The organism is Streptomyces sp. NPDC050743 (genome assembly GCF_044456925.1).
GTDB lineage: Bacteria > Actinomycetota > Actinomycetes > Streptomycetales > Streptomycetaceae > Streptomyces.
Map to the genome: position 1 here is coordinate 20,616 of NZ_JBITGJ010000044.1, position 14,835 is coordinate 35,450.

Annotated in this window: 11 protein-coding genes; 5 read left to right on the forward strand and 6 right to left on the reverse strand. The window is 74.4% G+C overall.

The genetic code is table 11. The annotated features are described in order from the left end of the window. Window positions 1–3: 3 nt before the first annotated feature. Window positions 4–252: a DUF2630 family protein gene (locus ACIBJF_RS32065; protein ID WP_399178955.1), complete on the reverse strand. Its 249-nt coding sequence runs from the start codon at window positions 250–252 to the stop codon at window positions 4–6. Window positions 253–504: 252 nt separating this feature from the next. On the opposite strand from ACIBJF_RS32065, the gene ACIBJF_RS32070 reads away from it, so the two are divergent. Continuing rightward, window positions 505–1,173, forward strand: a complete 669-nt coding sequence (locus tag ACIBJF_RS32070) for a TetR/AcrR family transcriptional regulator (protein ID WP_399178957.1) — start codon at window positions 505–507, stop codon at window positions 1,171–1,173. Between the two features lie 32 nt (window positions 1,174–1,205). Here the strand turns inward: ACIBJF_RS32070 and ACIBJF_RS32075 are convergent, their stop codons facing one another. Then, window positions 1,206–1,808 (reverse strand): DUF6214 family protein, encoded by a 603-nt coding sequence (locus ACIBJF_RS32075; protein ID WP_399179013.1) that lies wholly within the window; start codon window positions 1,806–1,808, stop codon window positions 1,206–1,208. A 194-nt stretch (window positions 1,809–2,002) separates the two neighbouring features. Between ACIBJF_RS32075 and ACIBJF_RS32080 the strand changes: the two genes are divergently transcribed. Beyond that, window positions 2,003–3,337 carry an FAD-dependent oxidoreductase gene (locus ACIBJF_RS32080; RefSeq protein ID WP_399178959.1) on the forward strand — a complete coding sequence of 445 codons (1,335 nt, stop codon included), beginning with the start codon at window positions 2,003–2,005 and terminating at the stop codon, window positions 3,335–3,337. Between the two features lie 161 nt (window positions 3,338–3,498). Further along, window positions 3,499–4,866, forward strand: a complete 1,368-nt coding sequence (locus tag ACIBJF_RS32085; protein ID WP_399178961.1) for a nucleobase:cation symporter-2 family protein — start codon at window positions 3,499–3,501, stop codon at window positions 4,864–4,866. Here ACIBJF_RS32085 and ACIBJF_RS32090 read toward each other — a convergent pair. After that, on the reverse strand, window positions 4,807–5,160 hold the full coding sequence (locus tag ACIBJF_RS32090; RefSeq protein WP_399178962.1) for an ArsR/SmtB family transcription factor: 354 nt from the start codon (window positions 5,158–5,160) through the stop codon (window positions 4,807–4,809). The two genes, ACIBJF_RS32085 and ACIBJF_RS32090, sit on opposite strands and share 60 nt — an antisense overlap. A gap of 135 nt (window positions 5,161–5,295) precedes the next feature. On the opposite strand from ACIBJF_RS32090, the gene ACIBJF_RS32095 reads away from it, so the two are divergent. Beyond that, complete coding sequence (locus ACIBJF_RS32095) at window positions 5,296–6,375, forward strand: NADH:flavin oxidoreductase/NADH oxidase (RefSeq protein WP_399178963.1); 1,080 nt, start codon at window positions 5,296–5,298, stop codon at window positions 6,373–6,375. A 628-nt stretch (window positions 6,376–7,003) separates the two neighbouring features. Here ACIBJF_RS32095 and ACIBJF_RS32100 read toward each other — a convergent pair. The 3 genes from ACIBJF_RS32100 to ACIBJF_RS32110 all read right to left on the reverse strand — a co-directional run bounded on the left by ACIBJF_RS32100 (window position 7,004) and on the right by ACIBJF_RS32110 (window position 12,963). Continuing rightward, window positions 7,004–11,332 carry an HAD-IC family P-type ATPase gene (locus ACIBJF_RS32100; RefSeq protein ID WP_399178965.1) on the reverse strand — a complete coding sequence of 1,443 codons (4,329 nt, stop codon included), beginning with the start codon at window positions 11,330–11,332 and terminating at the stop codon, window positions 7,004–7,006. A gap of 8 nt (window positions 11,333–11,340) precedes the next feature. Then, the gene (locus ACIBJF_RS32105; protein ID WP_399178967.1) at window positions 11,341–11,934 is read right to left on the reverse strand and encodes a hypothetical protein; all 594 of its coding nucleotides are present in this window, start codon (window positions 11,932–11,934) and stop codon (window positions 11,341–11,343) included. Between the two features lie 270 nt (window positions 11,935–12,204). After that, the gene (locus ACIBJF_RS32110) at window positions 12,205–12,963 is read right to left on the reverse strand and encodes a PaaX family transcriptional regulator C-terminal domain-containing protein (protein ID WP_399179014.1); all 759 of its coding nucleotides are present in this window, start codon (window positions 12,961–12,963) and stop codon (window positions 12,205–12,207) included. A 71-nt stretch (window positions 12,964–13,034) separates the two neighbouring features. Between ACIBJF_RS32110 and ACIBJF_RS32115 the strand changes: the two genes are divergently transcribed. Continuing rightward, a complete protein-coding gene (locus ACIBJF_RS32115; protein ID WP_399178969.1) occupies window positions 13,035–14,714 on the forward strand; it encodes a DNA alkylation response protein in 1,680 nt (559 codons plus the stop codon). Window positions 14,715–14,835: the final 121 nt, after the last annotated feature.

The following is a 14,835-nucleotide window of genomic DNA, read 5'->3' on the forward strand; positions in this document are numbered from 1 at the left end:
CGGTCAGCCCTGGTAGTCCTCGACCTGGCCGGCGGGGCGCACGTGCGCCTCGTCCTGGTTCTCGCCGAACTCGGCCTTGGCGCGGCGCTGCCGCAACAGGTCCCAGCACTGGTCGAGTTCGCGCTCCAACTGGCCCAGCCGCTGTTGCTCGGCAGAGCTGTCGATCCGGCCCGAGGCCAGCTCCGCGCGGAGTCTGCGCTCGTCCTCGACCATCTCCGAGATCCTGCTCAGGATCCGCTGGTCCTGATCCATGACGACCCGCCTCCTCGCCTCGGCACCGCTGCCCACTCTAGGGAGCCGGCGGCCGCCCTGCGACACCGATCGGCACACGGGTCGGGCACGGCCGAGCGCGACGCGGAAAAGTACTCGCTGCCATGCCGTCCGCCTGAGACGATCCCCCGCGTCGCCCCAGACGGACGGCAGCCCTGGACAGGGCACGCGCATGGCGGTGCCCACTGCGGTGAGTATAGTTGGCTGGCAGCCAGTCAACGCAGGAGTTACAGGATGTCCCCGCGCAGCGCCTCGGTCAATGAAGAGTTGCGGCGGCGTTCCCGGGAGCGGCTGTTGCAGGCCGCCGTGGAGCTGGTCGACGAGCGGGGCTTCGAGGCCACCACGCTCGGCGACATCGCGGACCGTGCCGGTTCGGCGCGCGGACTGGTGTCGTACTACTTCCCCGGCAAGCGCCAGTTGGTGCAGTCCGCCGTGCACCGGCTGATGCACCGCACGCTGGAGGAGGCGCTGGAGCGGGAGCCGCACACCGAGGACGGCCGGGAGCGCCTCGCCCGGGCCATCGACGCGATCCTTGGCCTGGCCCGCGACCGGCCGGTGCTGATGCGGCAGCACATGGCGGGGCTGCTGCAGGCGGAGGGCTTCGTGCAGTGCCCGGAGCAGCGCCGGCTGTCGGAACTGCTCGGTGACACCGTCGCCCGGTACGGCTCCCAGGATGTCGGCGCCGACTATCCGATGCTGCGGGCCCTGCTGATGGGCGCGGTGTACGCGGCGCTGGTGCCGGGGGTGCCGATGCCGGTTCCCGCGCTGCGGGCCGAACTGTTCCGGCGGTACGGGCTCGACTGGGAGGCCGGCGTGCCGCCGGAGAGCGAGCAGGGCAGGGAGGCGCGGGAGCAGGACCTGTCCCGGTTCTTCGCGACGGAGGAGCGGCCGAGCAGCCCCTGAGGGCCGCGTGAGCCGCCGCGGCGGCAGCCCCCTCAGTCGCGTCGCGCGTGGCGGGGCGTCAGGAATCCCGCGTCCCGTGCCTGGGCGATCAGCCTGAGGGAGCGGCGGCGGCTGTGTCCGGTCGCGCTCATCACGGCGAGCACCGGGTCACACCCCTCCTCCTGTGCGGCACGGTACTCCTGGGCCACCAGCCGACGGCCCTCGATGCCGCGCGGCCAGACCGGCCGGGCGCGCCGCGGAGCCGCACAGAGCGCGTCCTCGTTCTCGCCGCGCTCCTCCTCGCCGTGCTCCTCCTCGCCGGCCTCGACATCGACATCGACATGGACATGGACCTCGGCATCGACCTCGTCGTCGGCTTCCGGCTCGTACCGCTCACCCAGTGCCTCGTCGTCGCCCTCGTGCGACCGCTCCACCCCGCACGACTCGAACAGCGGCCCCTCGATCCAGTCGGCGAGCACCGTCAGGTCGGCGAGCGACAGGGCCGGCTGGGCCCTGACGTCCTCGATGGACACGCGGCCCTCGCGCACGACGGCCAGGGCGTCGACCTGGGCACCGTCCGGGAAGACCAGTCGCACATGGAACCAGGACGTGGCCTCGCCGTTCTCCCGCACCTTCCACGCGGGCCGCACGGACACCACGCCGTCCTTCGCGTCCCGCTCGGAGAGATCAAGAAAGGATGCTTCCAGCACGCACGCAACGTAGCTGCATGGTTACATTCGATACGAAGGACACGCTTCGCAGTCACCCCGCCGGCCCCTGCCGTCATGGGCCGGCGGGTGCCATGCTGGAGCCGTCCGCACACCACCTCCTTCGGCCGAGGAGCATCGCTGTGCTGCGTGTCGCCGTCGTCGGTTCGGGGCCGAGCGGGTGTTACACCGCCCAGACCCTGGTTCAGCAGGATCCCGAGGTGTCCGTGGACGTCTTGGACCGTCTGCCGTGCCCGTACGGCCTGGTCCGGTACGGCGTCGCCCCGGACCACGAGAAGATCAAGTCCCTGCAGGGCAGCCTGAGGACGGTGCTGGAGCACGAGCGGGTGCGGTTCCTCGGCGGGGTCCGGGTGGGCGGTCCCGGCGGACTGCCCGTCGAGCGGCTGCGGGAGCTGTACCACGCCGTGGTGTACTGCGTCGGCGCCGCCGCTGACCGCCGGCTCGGGATTCCGGGCGAGGAACTGCCGGGCAGCTGGTCGGCGACCGACTTCGTGGCCTGGTACAGCGCGCATCCGGACGCGGCCGACGCGGGCTTTCTGCGCGGAGTGCGGTCGGCCGTCGTCATCGGCGTGGGCAATGTGGCGGTGGACGTCACCCGGATGCTGGTCCGGGGTGCCGCGGAGCTGCGCCCGACGGACATGCCGCAGGCGGCACTGGACACACTGACGGCGAGCGGGATCACCGAGGTGCACATGGTGGGCCGGCGCGGCCCCTCGCAGGCCCGCTTCACCACCAAGGAGCTGCGCGAGCTGGGCGCGCTGCCCGGCACCGCTGTCGGCGTCGATCCGGCCGACCTGGCGCTGGATCCGGCGGACCCCGCCGCCCTGCCCGCCGTGCAGCGCCGGAATCTAGAGGTGCTGCGCGGCTGGGCCGCCCTCTCCTCCGCCGATGCCGCCCGGCGCATCCGCCTGCGGTTCTTCCTGCGCCCCGTGGAATTCCTCGCGGACGCCGGCCGGGTGGGCGCGGTGCGCTTCGAGCGGACGGCACCGGACGGGCGGGGCGGGGTGACGGGCACCGGCCGGTTCGTGGACGTGCCCGCCCAGTTGGTGCTGCGCTCGGTGGGCTACCGCGGGGTGCCGCCGGAGGGGCTGCCGTTCGACGCGCCGAGCGGCACGGTGCCGAACGCGGCAGGGCGTGTCGTACGCGAGGGTGCCGCCTCCCCCGGCGAGTACGTCGCCGGGTGGATCAAGCGCGGTCCGACGGGTGTCATCGGCACCAACCGGCCCTGTGCCAAGGAGACGGTGACCTCCTTGCTCGCGGACGCTGCGGCGCTGTCGCTCCGGCAGGTGCCCGAGGATCCGGTGCCCGCGCTGCGGGCGGCCGGGATCGAGCCCGTGCCGTGGGCGGGGTGGCTGGCGATCGAGCGGGCCGAGGCCGAGCTGGGCGCGCGGCTCGGGCGGGGCGTGGTCAAGCTGGCCGAGTGGGACGCGCTGCTCACGGCGGCCCGGTCGACTTAAGGCTCCGGTGGCCGGGATCCCGGTGGAGCCAGGGATTCCGCACGGGCCGGGCGGGCATGACACACAGCGGCAACAGGCCGGAAATCAACAAACTGTTCAAGAAGCTTACGGTCTCGTCCTGTTCGGATGTCGCTCCCCGCCCGCTCACCGCTGGAGTCCCCATGGCCACCACCGCAGCCGCCCACCCCGTCGACGAGATACCACCGGCACGGCAGTTGGCGGCCTTCGGGCTGCAGCACGTGCTCGCGATGTACGCGGGCGCCGTCGCCGTGCCGCTGATCGTGGGCGGCGCCATGAAGCTGTCGCCCGCCGACCTGGCGTATCTGATCACCGCCGACCTGCTGGTGTGCGGGATCGCCACGCTGATCCAGTGCGTCGGCTTCTGGCGGTTCGGCGTCCGGCTGCCGATCATGCAGGGCTGTACGTTCGCGGCGGTGTCGCCGATGGTGCTCATCGGGACGACGGGCGGCGGGCTGCCCGCGATCTACGGCTCGGTGATCGTCGCGGGTCTGGCGATCATGCTGCTCGCGCCGGTCTTCGGCCGGCTGTTGCGCTTCTTCCCGCCGCTGGTGACCGGCACGGTGATCCTGATCATCGGCGTCTCGCTGCTGCCGGTCGCGGGCAACTGGGCGGCGGGCGGGGCCGGCGCGAAGGACTTCGGGGAGCCGAAGAACCTGGCGCTGGCGGCCTTCGTGCTGGCGGTGGTGCTGGCCGTACAGCGGTTCGCGCCACCCGCCCTCGGCCGGATCGCCGTCCTGATCGGGATCGCGGTGGGCCTGGCGGTCGCGGTGCCGTTCGGGTTCACCGACTTCAGCGGGGTCTCCGGCGCCGACTGGGTGGGCATCAGCACGCCGTTCCACTTCGGGGCGCCGCAGTTCAGGGCCTCCGCGATCGTGTCCATGCTGGTGGTCGCCCTGGTGACCATGACCGAGACGACCGGCGACCTGATCGCCGTGGGCGAGCTGACCGGGCGGAGGGTCGAGCCGCGCCCGCTCGCCGACGGGCTGCGCGCGGACGGTCTGTCGACGGTGCTGGGCGGAGTGTTCAACACCTTCCCGTACACGGCGTACGCGCAGAACGTGGGCCTGGTCGGGATGACCCGGGTGCGCAGCCGCTGGGTGGTGGCGACGGCCGGCGGGATCCTGGTGCTGCTCGGTCTGCTGCCCAAGCTGGGCGCGGTGGTCGCGGCGATCCCGGCGCCGGTGCTGGGGGGCGCCGGACTGGTCATGTTCGGCACGGTCGCGGCGAGCGGGCTGCGGACGCTGGCCCGGGTCGACTTCGGGGGCAACCACAATCTGACCGTGGTGGCCGTGTCGGTGGCGATCGGCATGCTGCCGGTGGGTGTGCCGACGGTCTACGAGAAGTTCCCGGACTGGTTCCAGACGGTGATGAACAGCGGGATCAGCGCGGGCTGTCTGTCCGCGATCGTGCTCAACCTGCTCTTCAACCACCTTCCGGTGAAGGCGGGTTCAGGCGCCGCCGAGGCGGGCGGACTGCCGGTCGGCGGCGGCGAGGAGACTGTCCAGTAGCCCCGGGAAGAGAACGTCCAGGTCGTCCCGGCGCAGCGCGTTCATCTTCGCCGTGCCGCGGTAGATCTGCCGGATGACCCCGCTCTCGCGCAGCACCCGGAAGTGGTGCGTGGTGGTGGACTTGGTCACCGGCAGTTCGAACTGCGAGCAGGTCAGCTCCGCTTCCCGGGCGGCGAGTTCGCGCACGATCTGCAGCCGCATCGGGTCGGAGAGCGCGTGCAGCACGGCCTCCAGGCGGATCTGCTGCCGCTCCGGGTGCGGCAGCGCGCGGCCGGCGGTGGCGGTGTCGGTCACGGCGGCTGCCCTTCGTCGCGGAACTCCTCGGCTCCGAGCATTGTACGAGAGACGTCGTAGTTTGACATCTGTCGTAGTACGAGGGGTACCGTACGAGCCGATCAACCAGCGGTCCGGTGACGAACGGAGTCTGCCGTGAGCGCGCTCTTCGAGCCCATCACCCTGCGCGAAGTGACCATCCCGAACCGGGTGTGGATGCCCCCGATGTGCCAGTACTCGGCCGAGCCCGAGGGCCCGGTCGCCGGCGCCCCGCACGACTGGCACTTCGCGCACTACGCTGCGCGCGCCACGGGTGGCACCGGCCTGATCATCGTGGAGGCCACCGCGGTCTCACCGGAGGGCCGGATCTCCCCCTACGACCTCGGCCTGTGGAACGACACACAGGTGGAGGCCTTCCGCCGGATCACCCGCTTCCTCACCGCCCACGGCACGGTGCCGGGGGTCCAGCTCGCGCACGGTGGCCGCAAGGCGTCCACCGACCAGCCGTGGAAGGGCGGCGCTCCGCTCGGACCGGCGGCGCGCGGCTGGCAGCCGGTCGCGCCGAGCGCGGTGCCCTTCGACGAGCACCACCCCGTGCCCACCGCGTTGACGGTGGACCGGATCCAGGAGATCGTCGGCCAGTTCGCCGCCGCGGCCCGCCGGGCGCTCGCCGCCGGCTTCGAGATCGCCGAGATCCACGGCGCCCACGGCTACCTGATCAACGAGTTCCTCTCCCCGCACTCCAACCACCGCACCGACGCGTACGGCGGCTCGTACGAGAACCGCACCCGGTTCACCCTCGAGGTCGTGGACGCCGTACGGGAGGTGTGGCCCGAGGACAAGCCGGTGTTCTTCCGTGTCTCGGCCACCGACTGGCTCCAGGACGGCGGCTGGACCACGGAGGACACGGTCCGCTTCGCCCGCGACCTGCACGCCCACGGCGTCGACCTGCTCGACGTCTCCACCGGCGGCAACGCCTCCGGCGTGACCATTCCGACCGGGCCCGGCTACCAGGTCCCGTTCGCCGCCCGGGTGAAGGCCGAGACGCCGCTCCGCGTCGCCGCCGTGGGTCTGATCACCGAGGCCGGGCAGGCCGAGAAGATCGTGACGAACGACGAGGCCGACGCGGTCCTGCTGGGCCGCGAGCTGCTGCGCAACCCGTCCTGGGCCCGGCACGCCGCCCGCGAGCTCGGCGGCGAGATCCGGGTACCGGACCAATACCACCGGTCTGTCTGACCACGTCCACCGCAGACACCGGCCGGTCCGAGCGCGACTTCCGCGACCACCGGCCGGTCCGAGCACGGGCGCCCCCGCCACCACGGGTCGGCCCAACCTCGGCCAGCCGCCACCACCGGCCGATCCAGCACGGCAATCGGCACCACTGGCCGACGTAGCGACGACTGCCCACCACGGCCCGGTCCACCCACGGTCACCCGCCACTTCGGCCGGCCCGAGCGCCGCCGCCGACCGATCCAGCACGGCGACCACCACCAGCCGGTGTAACGACCACTGCCCAACACCAGCCCGTCCGACCACGGCCACCCGCCACCACCGCCGGTCTCAGCGCCAGCGCGCACCGCCACGGGTCAATCCAGCACGGCGACCGCCACCACCCTGCTGACCTAACGACCACCGCTCGATCCACCCACAGTCACCCGCCACCACGGCCGACTCGAACGCCGCCGCACGCCACCAGCCGATCCAGCACGGCGACCGCCAGCGGTGGGCTGACCACGACCGCCCCCACCACCGGCTCATCCGACCACGGCGCCATCACCACCGGTGATCGACCACGGCCACCCCACACCAGACACCAGCCGATCCGAGCACAACCACGCCCGCCCCCAGCTCCGCCACCCGGCGTTCAGTCCGGCAGCAGGCGGCCGATCGTTTCCTCCAGGCGGGGTAGGACCCGCTGGCCCGCGAGGGCCAGGGTGATCGCCGCCAGGACGCCGGTCCAGGCGACCGGGCCGAGCGGGGTGCACCCGACGGCGTGGCTGACGACCGGGATCTGTACCGCCGCGACCAGCGCCACGGCGGAGCCCAGGCAGGTGATCTGCACCAGGCGGCTCTCGCGCCGGTCCAGCCACGTCTGCGCGAGCTGGGTGCCGACCACCCCGCACAGCGCCATCGTGCTGGAGCGGCGCGCGGTGCCGGGCGTGAAGCGGCCGATCAGCCAGGCCGTCACCGCGCCCAGGCAGGTGGTGAGCGCCCGGTGCCGGATCTGCTGCAGCAGCGGCCCGCCCAGGACGGCGGAGGCGTCCTCCGGCGATCCGCTGCGGGCGCGTACGGTGCCGGGCTCGGCGTCCTCCGGCGATCCGCCGCGGAACGGTGCCGGCGCGTCCTCCTTCTCGGTCACCGCCACCGCCATCGACGGGAACAGGTCGGTGAAGAGGTTCACCATGAGCATCTGCCGGGTGGACAGCGGCGCCCGGCCGGACAGCAGCGTGCCGAGGATGCCGAACGAGACCTCCCCCGCGTTGCCGCCGATCAGGATGGCGATGGCGTCGGCCACGCTGTGCCACAGCGCCCGGCCCTCGCCGACGGCGTCGATCAGGACCGTCAGATCGTCATCGGTGAGGACGATGTCGGCGGCGTTGCGCGCGGCGGCCGAACCGCGCGCGCTGATCCCGACGCCGATGTCGGCGGCGCGGATGGCCGCGGCGTCGTTGGCGCCGTCGCCGACCATGCCGACGACCCGGCCCGCGTCCCGCAGCGCCTCCACGACCTGGAGCTTCTGCTCGGGCGCCACCCGGGCCACCACGCCCGCGTCCCGCAGCATCCGGGCCCTGGCCGCCCGGTCCGCCGCCGCCAGTTCGTCGCCGGTGACCACCACGGTGTCCTCGGGCCAGCCCAGCTCGGCCGCGATGGCCCGCGCGGTCTGCGGATGGTCCCCGGTGAGCATGACCGGTCGTACGCCTGCCCTGAGCAGCTCCGCCACGAGCGCGGTGGACGTCTCGCGCGGTACGTCGGACAGGGCCAGGAGCCCGATGAACTCCAGCTCGCCCAGCGGCTGTTCGAGAACGTCGTCCTCCTGCTCGTCCGCGCCGAGCCGCCGTTCGGCCACCGCCAGCACCCTCAGGCCGTCCCGCGCCAGCGCCTGGGCCGCCTCGGAGGCGTGCTCCGGCAGCCCGGAGCAGGCGGGCAGCACGGTCTCAGGGGCGCCCTTGACCACCAGCATGAGCGGGCCGTCCCCGCTGCAGCCGACGGCGGCCGCGTATCCGCGTGCCGCCTCGAAGGGCAGGTCCTCGAGCTGTGTCCACTCCGGGTCCGGACCGGCGGCCGCCAGCACGGCCTCGTCGGTGGCGTGCACCGGCCGCTCGGAACCGCCGTCGACGCGCGGACAGGCGCGGACGGCGGCCCGGACGGTGTCCGCCGACCCGGCGTCGTCCACCGGGCGCACCGTGCCCTCGGCGTCGGAGGTGCGCACCAGGCGCAGCCGGTTCTCGGTGAGCGTGCCGGTCTTGTCGAAGCAGAACGTGTCCATACGCCCCAGCGCCTCCAGGGTGCGCGGGGTGCGGACCAGTACACCGCCGCGGCTCAGCCGCCGGGCGGCCGCGAGCTGCGCGACCGTGGCCACCAGCGGCAGGCCCTCCGGTACGGCCGCCACGGCCACCGCCACCCCACCGCTGACCGCCTCCCGGATGGCGGTGCCGCGCACCAGGGCCAGGCCCGTGACCGCGGCGCCGCCCGCCAGGGTCAACGGCAGCGCCTTGCGGGTGAGTTCCTGCAGCCGGGCCTGTACGCCGCCGGCCGGGGGCGTACGCGCGGCCAGGTGGACGGCGCGGGCGGCCTCCGTCTGGTCACCGATGTCGACCACCACGGCCCGGGCCTGGCCCGCCACCACGGTCGTACCCTCGAAGACCATGCAGCGCCGGTCGGCGACCGGGGCGTGCGGGGTGCGGTCCGTCTGTTTCTCCACCGGCAGGGACTCGCCGGTCAGGGCCGACTCGTCGACCTCCAGACCGTCCTGCCACAGCAGGCGGGCGTCGGCGGGCACCACGTCGTCCCCCTTGAGCTGGATCACATCGCCCGGACGCAGCTTGCCCGCCTCCACGGTGCGCGTGCCGCCGGCCGGCGCCTCGGTGTCCGGCGGGACGAGGCGCGCCTTCTGCCGCTGCTCCGCGAGCAGTCCGGACAGCGCCCGTTCGGCGCGCAGCCGCTGGATGCCGCCGACCAGGGCGTTCAGGTCAAGGGCGCCGACGACGAGCAGGGCGTCCACGACCGAGCCGAGGAGCGCCGACGCCGCCGAGCCGACCGCGAGGACCGGGGTGAGCGGGTCGTGGAGTTCGCGGCGTACGGCCCGGCCGAGCCGGTAGGACCAGCGCACGGGCGCGACCACCGGGTGCTCGAGGAGACCGGCGGCGGCCTTGCGCGCGCGGGCGGTCAGCGGCTCGAACGCGCCGCCCTCGGCGGCCGGTTCGTGCTCCAGCCGCTCCCTGGCCTCCTCGGGGTCCAGCTCGTGCCAGTGCACGCGCGCGTGCGGATGCGGGGGCCGGGCCGCCGCCACACCAAGCGCGGCCCGGCCCCCGGAGAGCAGTGCGGACACGGCGGCGGCGTCGACGGGGGCGTGCCGCAGCCCCGGCAGCGCGGCGAGACGTCCGCGGCCGCCGCCCGACTCGCCGATGGCCACGAGCAGCCCGGAGAGCGCGGCACCGGAACGGGCCAGGATCTGGGCATGCCCGCCGACCGTGCGGGCGGCCGGGATCGCGGTCAGCACCCGCCACACGTCGGACAGCCCGTGCAGCGCGAGGAGGTCCGCGCCCCAGACCACGGCGCCGTCGCGGTCGGTGAGGGCGAGGGCGATGTCGGCGCAGCGCAGCCCGGCCAGCACGTCGTGGTCGTCGGCCGTGCGCACCCGGGCGACGACGAGCACCGCGCCGGCGTCGCCGCGCGCCTGGTACACGACGTCGTCCAGCGGCCGGCGCGCGTCGACGACCTGGTCGGCGAGTCCGGTGAAGTCCTCCAGGGCGGGGTCGTCCACGAGCACCACGCGCAGACGGGCCCGGCGGGCCGCGTCCAGGACCGGTTCGGCCCACGGGTCGGCCTCGCCCTCGTCGGTGCACAGTGCGCTGGAGTGCAGGACGACCGTGCCGGCCATCTCCAGCCGGCGCAGCCGGTCCGGGTCGCGGACCAGGACACCCGTGCGGGCGAGTGCGGCGCTCAGCAGCGCGTGGAAGGCGGCGGGGCCGTAGCGGGCGGCCTTCGGCGAGCCGGCGAGAACCGCCTCCGCCGCCTCGGCGCCGTCGTGCTTGACCAGCAGGGTGGCCGCGGCGCCCAGCACGCTGCCCGCGGAGGCGTGCTCGGCGTACTCCTGGGCCGGAGACTCCAGCAGCGGCGGGCGGGGAGCGCCGTCCGCCGGGAGACTGACCCGCCCGGGCGCGCACAGCTGGTCGTGCACCACGTCGAAGGCGGCGGCACGCGCCACCGTCTCGGCCACCTGGCAGGCCCGCAGGGCGCCGTCGAGGACGAGGGAGGTGGGGGTCTGTCCGGCTCCGTGGACGGTGGCGTTCGCGCAGGCCAGCAGGAGATCCATGCGGGTGTTCCCGAGCCGGGCGCGCAGCCAGGCTCGAAAGCGGGGGTTCTCCCGCAGCAGCGTCACCACCGCGGTCGCCAGGCGCGGCGAGGGCGGCAGCCGGAGCATGTACGCCGTGACCGCGACGCCGATGCCCACCATGTCGGCGGTGAGCGCGGCCACGGCCGCGCGCACCCCGGTCGGGTCGGCCGGATGCGTGGTCTCGTCCACGTCCGCGGCGGCCAGGAGCAGTCCGTGCCCCTCGGCCAGTTCGGCGGCGTGGTCCACGATCCGGTCGGTGGCCTCTTCCTCGGTCGCGATCACCACCAGCCGCGCCAGTCCCTCGTCCCAGTAGGCGACCAGCACGTCGGGCCGTTCGGCCAGCGTCTCGGCCACCCGGCACGCCAGTTGCGCCGTGCCGCCCGTGCGCCGCACGTGCTCCACCGGCCGCAGGGCGAGGTGGGCACGGGCGCCGGCCCGCCAGTGGCCGCCGGTGCCGGGCAGCGCGTTGCGCGCGACCCGCGCCACCCGTACAGCGGCGTCCGCGCCGCGCACACCGGCGCGGGCCGTTCCCGCGGCGGCACCGGCGGCCGCCCCGACCGCCGGCGCCAGCAGTCGCGGTGCCGAGGGCAGCAGCCGTACGGCCGCCGAGGGCACCGCCAGGAGTCGGAGCGCCATGGCCCTCCTCAGAGCGTGGTGCGGTCGGGCCGCGCGGTGGGACCGAGCGGCCCGGTGGACGGCTTGCCCGCCGCGTCCTCGGCGCTGCGGGTACTCAGGGCGCTGCCGGATGTCCTGGTGCTTCCGGGCGTCCCCGTACCGCCGGCTGCCGGGCTCTCGCCGGAAGCCTCGGCGGCCCCGGCGGCCTCGACCCCGGCCTCGGCGGCGCCGGCGTCCCAGGGTCCGGCGGAAGCCCCGGCGTCCGTGGCGGACCCGCCGCCGTGGCCGGACCTGAGGGCCGCGCTGCCGAGGTCGTGGGCGGGCTCGGGGCTCTGCCCGGCCTCGTTCCCGCCGCCCACCGGATGCCTGGGCCGGGGCTGGGTCAGCCAGGCCACGGCCGCGCCGGTGAGGGCCACGGGCCACTCAACCACGCCCGCGGCGCCGAGCACGCCGGCCCCCGCGTACACCGCGATGCGGCGCCCGCGGGGCGAGACCGCACCGACCTTGTCCAGGGTTTCCTCCGCCGCCCTGCCCACCATCCCGGCGCCGGGCACCCTGCGCAGTGCCGAGGCCGCGCCGCGCAGCGGCGCCGTGAGGGCCGACGACGACTTCTGCTCAGCCATGACTCTCCTCCGGTGAGATCCCCTTGCGTGCCCACCGAGTGCCCGCTTCCGCGCTGGTCATCCCGTGCCCCCTCTCCGGGGGTGCCCACTTCCCAGGGAACGCCCCGCGCCGCTCCCGCGCCACCGCACCCCGCGAGCGCCCCGCCCCGGACGCCTCAGCGGCGTCCTGGAAAGAGGATCAGCCAGGCGACCCCGCTGCGGGAGCGGACGGCGCGGTAAGCCCGATGGCCTGGAACCGGTCGCGCAGGAACCGTTCGAGGGCCGAGGCGGTCATGCGGCTCGCTCCCTTCGCCCGACCGAGGCGGCCAACTCCCGCTGATACCCGGCGTAGGCCGCGCGCAGGGCCTCCCCGGGCCAGTCGGCGGGAAGGAGTCCGGGCGGCAGTACGGGGTCGGTGAGCAGGTGGCGCACGGCCGCGGCGTAGGCGGTGAGACGGTCCGCCGGGGTCCGGGCGGCCGCCGCGTGGTCGAGCAGTGTCCGCGCGGTGGCCGCCCAGGCGTCCAGCGGCCAGAGCCGGGCGACCAGGTCGTGCGCGGGCTCGTCGGGTCGCGCGGTGTAGGTCTGGGCGACGGAGCCCAGCATGTCCGGCAGGGCGCGGTCGAGGTTGGCCGGGCGCAGCCATACGCCCTCGCGGAGTTCCGCCAGGCGCAGCGCGGCCAACCGGGCGCGCAGATCGGCGCGTTCGGCGGGGCCGCGGCCGGTCGCCGTGATGACCACCATCTCCCAGTCGCCGTCCCACGCGCGCGTGCCGGGCATCAGCGCCTCGTCCTGGCGCCGCTGGCGCGCCAGCAGCCGGTCGCTGAGCCGGTAGACGGCGTCGGTGCGGCGCAGGTCCCCCGCGGTCACCATCCGGCTCAGCGCGGCCCGCAGTGTGGAGCCGCCGACGCCGAAGGGCTCCACCAGCCGGACCAGGTCCCGCACCGGCAGCTCGGCCGGGTGCGCGCCGAGGAGCAGGCTCAGCACGACCGACCGCGCGGACAGCGGCCGCAGCCCCGACTCCGCCGGCTCGGGCGAGACGTTCATGCGCATGGGCACGTACTGTACGTCCACCTCCTTGTTGCAGTATTGCTACGACCGCAGAAAGAGTGCAACATGCTCCTATGGTCTCGATTCCCGGGCAGTCGCCCGCGCAGCCGCAGTCCCAGCCGCAGTACGCCACGCACGAGGTCACCAACCAGGCCCCGCCGTTGGCCCCGTACGACGCCTCCGACGACGCCGCCCTGCTGGAGGGACTGCGCCGGGAGGGTGCCGGGTGGGCCGAGGACGACATCCGGCGCCTGGGGGCGCGGGCCGGCAGCGCCGAGGCCCAGGAGTGGGGCGAGCTGGCGAACCGGCACGAGCCGGTCCTGCGCACCCACGACCGCTACGGCCACCGGGTGGACGAGGTGGAGTTCCATCCCAGCTGGCACCACCTGATGCGCACGGCGGTCGCCGAGGGCCTGGCCGGCGCACCCTGGGCGGACGAGCGACCCGGCGCCCATGTGGTCCGAACCGCGGGCGGGCTGGTGTGGGGGCACACGGAGGCCGGCCACGGCTGCCCGACGTCGATGACGTACGCCGCCGTGCCCGCGCTGCGCGCACAGCCGGATCTGGCCAAGGTGTACGAACCGCTGCTCACCAGCCGGGAGTACGACCCGGAGCTGCGCGTGCCGGCCGAGAAGCCGGGGCTGCTCGCGGGCATGGGCATGACCGAGAAGCAGGGCGGGTCGGACGTCCGGACGAACACCACGGTGGCCACGCCCACCGGGGAGCCCGGCGTGTACACGCTGCGCGGGCACAAGTGGTTCACCTCGGCGCCGATGTGCGACGTGTTCCTGGTGCTGGCGCAGGCCCCGGGCGGGCTGTCGTGCTTCCTGGTGCCGCGCGTGCTGCCGGACGGCAGCCGCAACACCTTCCGCATCCAGCGCCTGAAGGACAAGCTGGGCAACCGCTCCAACGCGTCCTCGGAGCCGGAGTTCGACCGGACGGTGGCCTGGCTGGTCGGGCCGGAGGGGCGCGGGGTGAAGACCATCATCGAGATGGTCAACTGCACCCGGCTGGACTGCGTGATGTCCTCGGCGACCCTGATGCGCAAGACGCTGGTCGAGGCGGGGCACCACGCCCGGCACCGCAGCGCGTTCGGCGCCCGGCTGATCGAGCAGCCGCTGATGCGCAACGTCCTGGCCGACCTGGCGCTGGAGTCGGAGGCGGCGACGACGCTCACGCTGCGGCTGGCCGGCGCGGCCGACCGCGCGGTGCGCGGGGACGCCGGGGAGCGGGACTTCCGACGGATCGCCACCGCCGTCGGCAAGTACTGGGTCACCAAGCGGGGCCCGGCGTTCACCGCCGAGGCCCTGGAGTGCCTGGGCGGCAACGGCTATGTGGAGGACTCCGGCATGCCGCGGCACTACCGGGAGGCTCCGCTGCTGTCGATCTGGGAGGGCTCGGGCAACGTCAACGCGCTCGACGTGCTGCGCGCCCTGGGCCGCGAACCGGACACCACCGAGGCCCTGTTCGCCGAACTCGCCCTGGCGCGCGGGGCGGATGCCCGCCTGGACACGGCGGTGGCCGCCCTGAAGGACCAGTTGGCCGAAACGGACCAGGTGGGCGCCCGCCGTCTGGTCGAGCGGATGGCGCTCGCCCTCCAGGCCTCCCTGCTGGTACGGCACGCCCCGCACCCGGTGGCGGACGCCTTCTGCGCGAGTCGGCTGGGCGGCGACTGGGGGCACGCGTTCGGCACGCTGCCCTCCGGGACCGACCTCGACACGATCCTGGAGCGGGCCCTGCCCGGCCTGAACTGACCCCTCCCACCAGGCGCCGGTGCCCTGCTCGGCGGGCGGGCTCGGGCGGTTCGCGGCCTGGCCGGTGACAGCCGACGGATCGCACACAGTCAGCGCGCAACTCCGGACCGTTGTCAGTGCC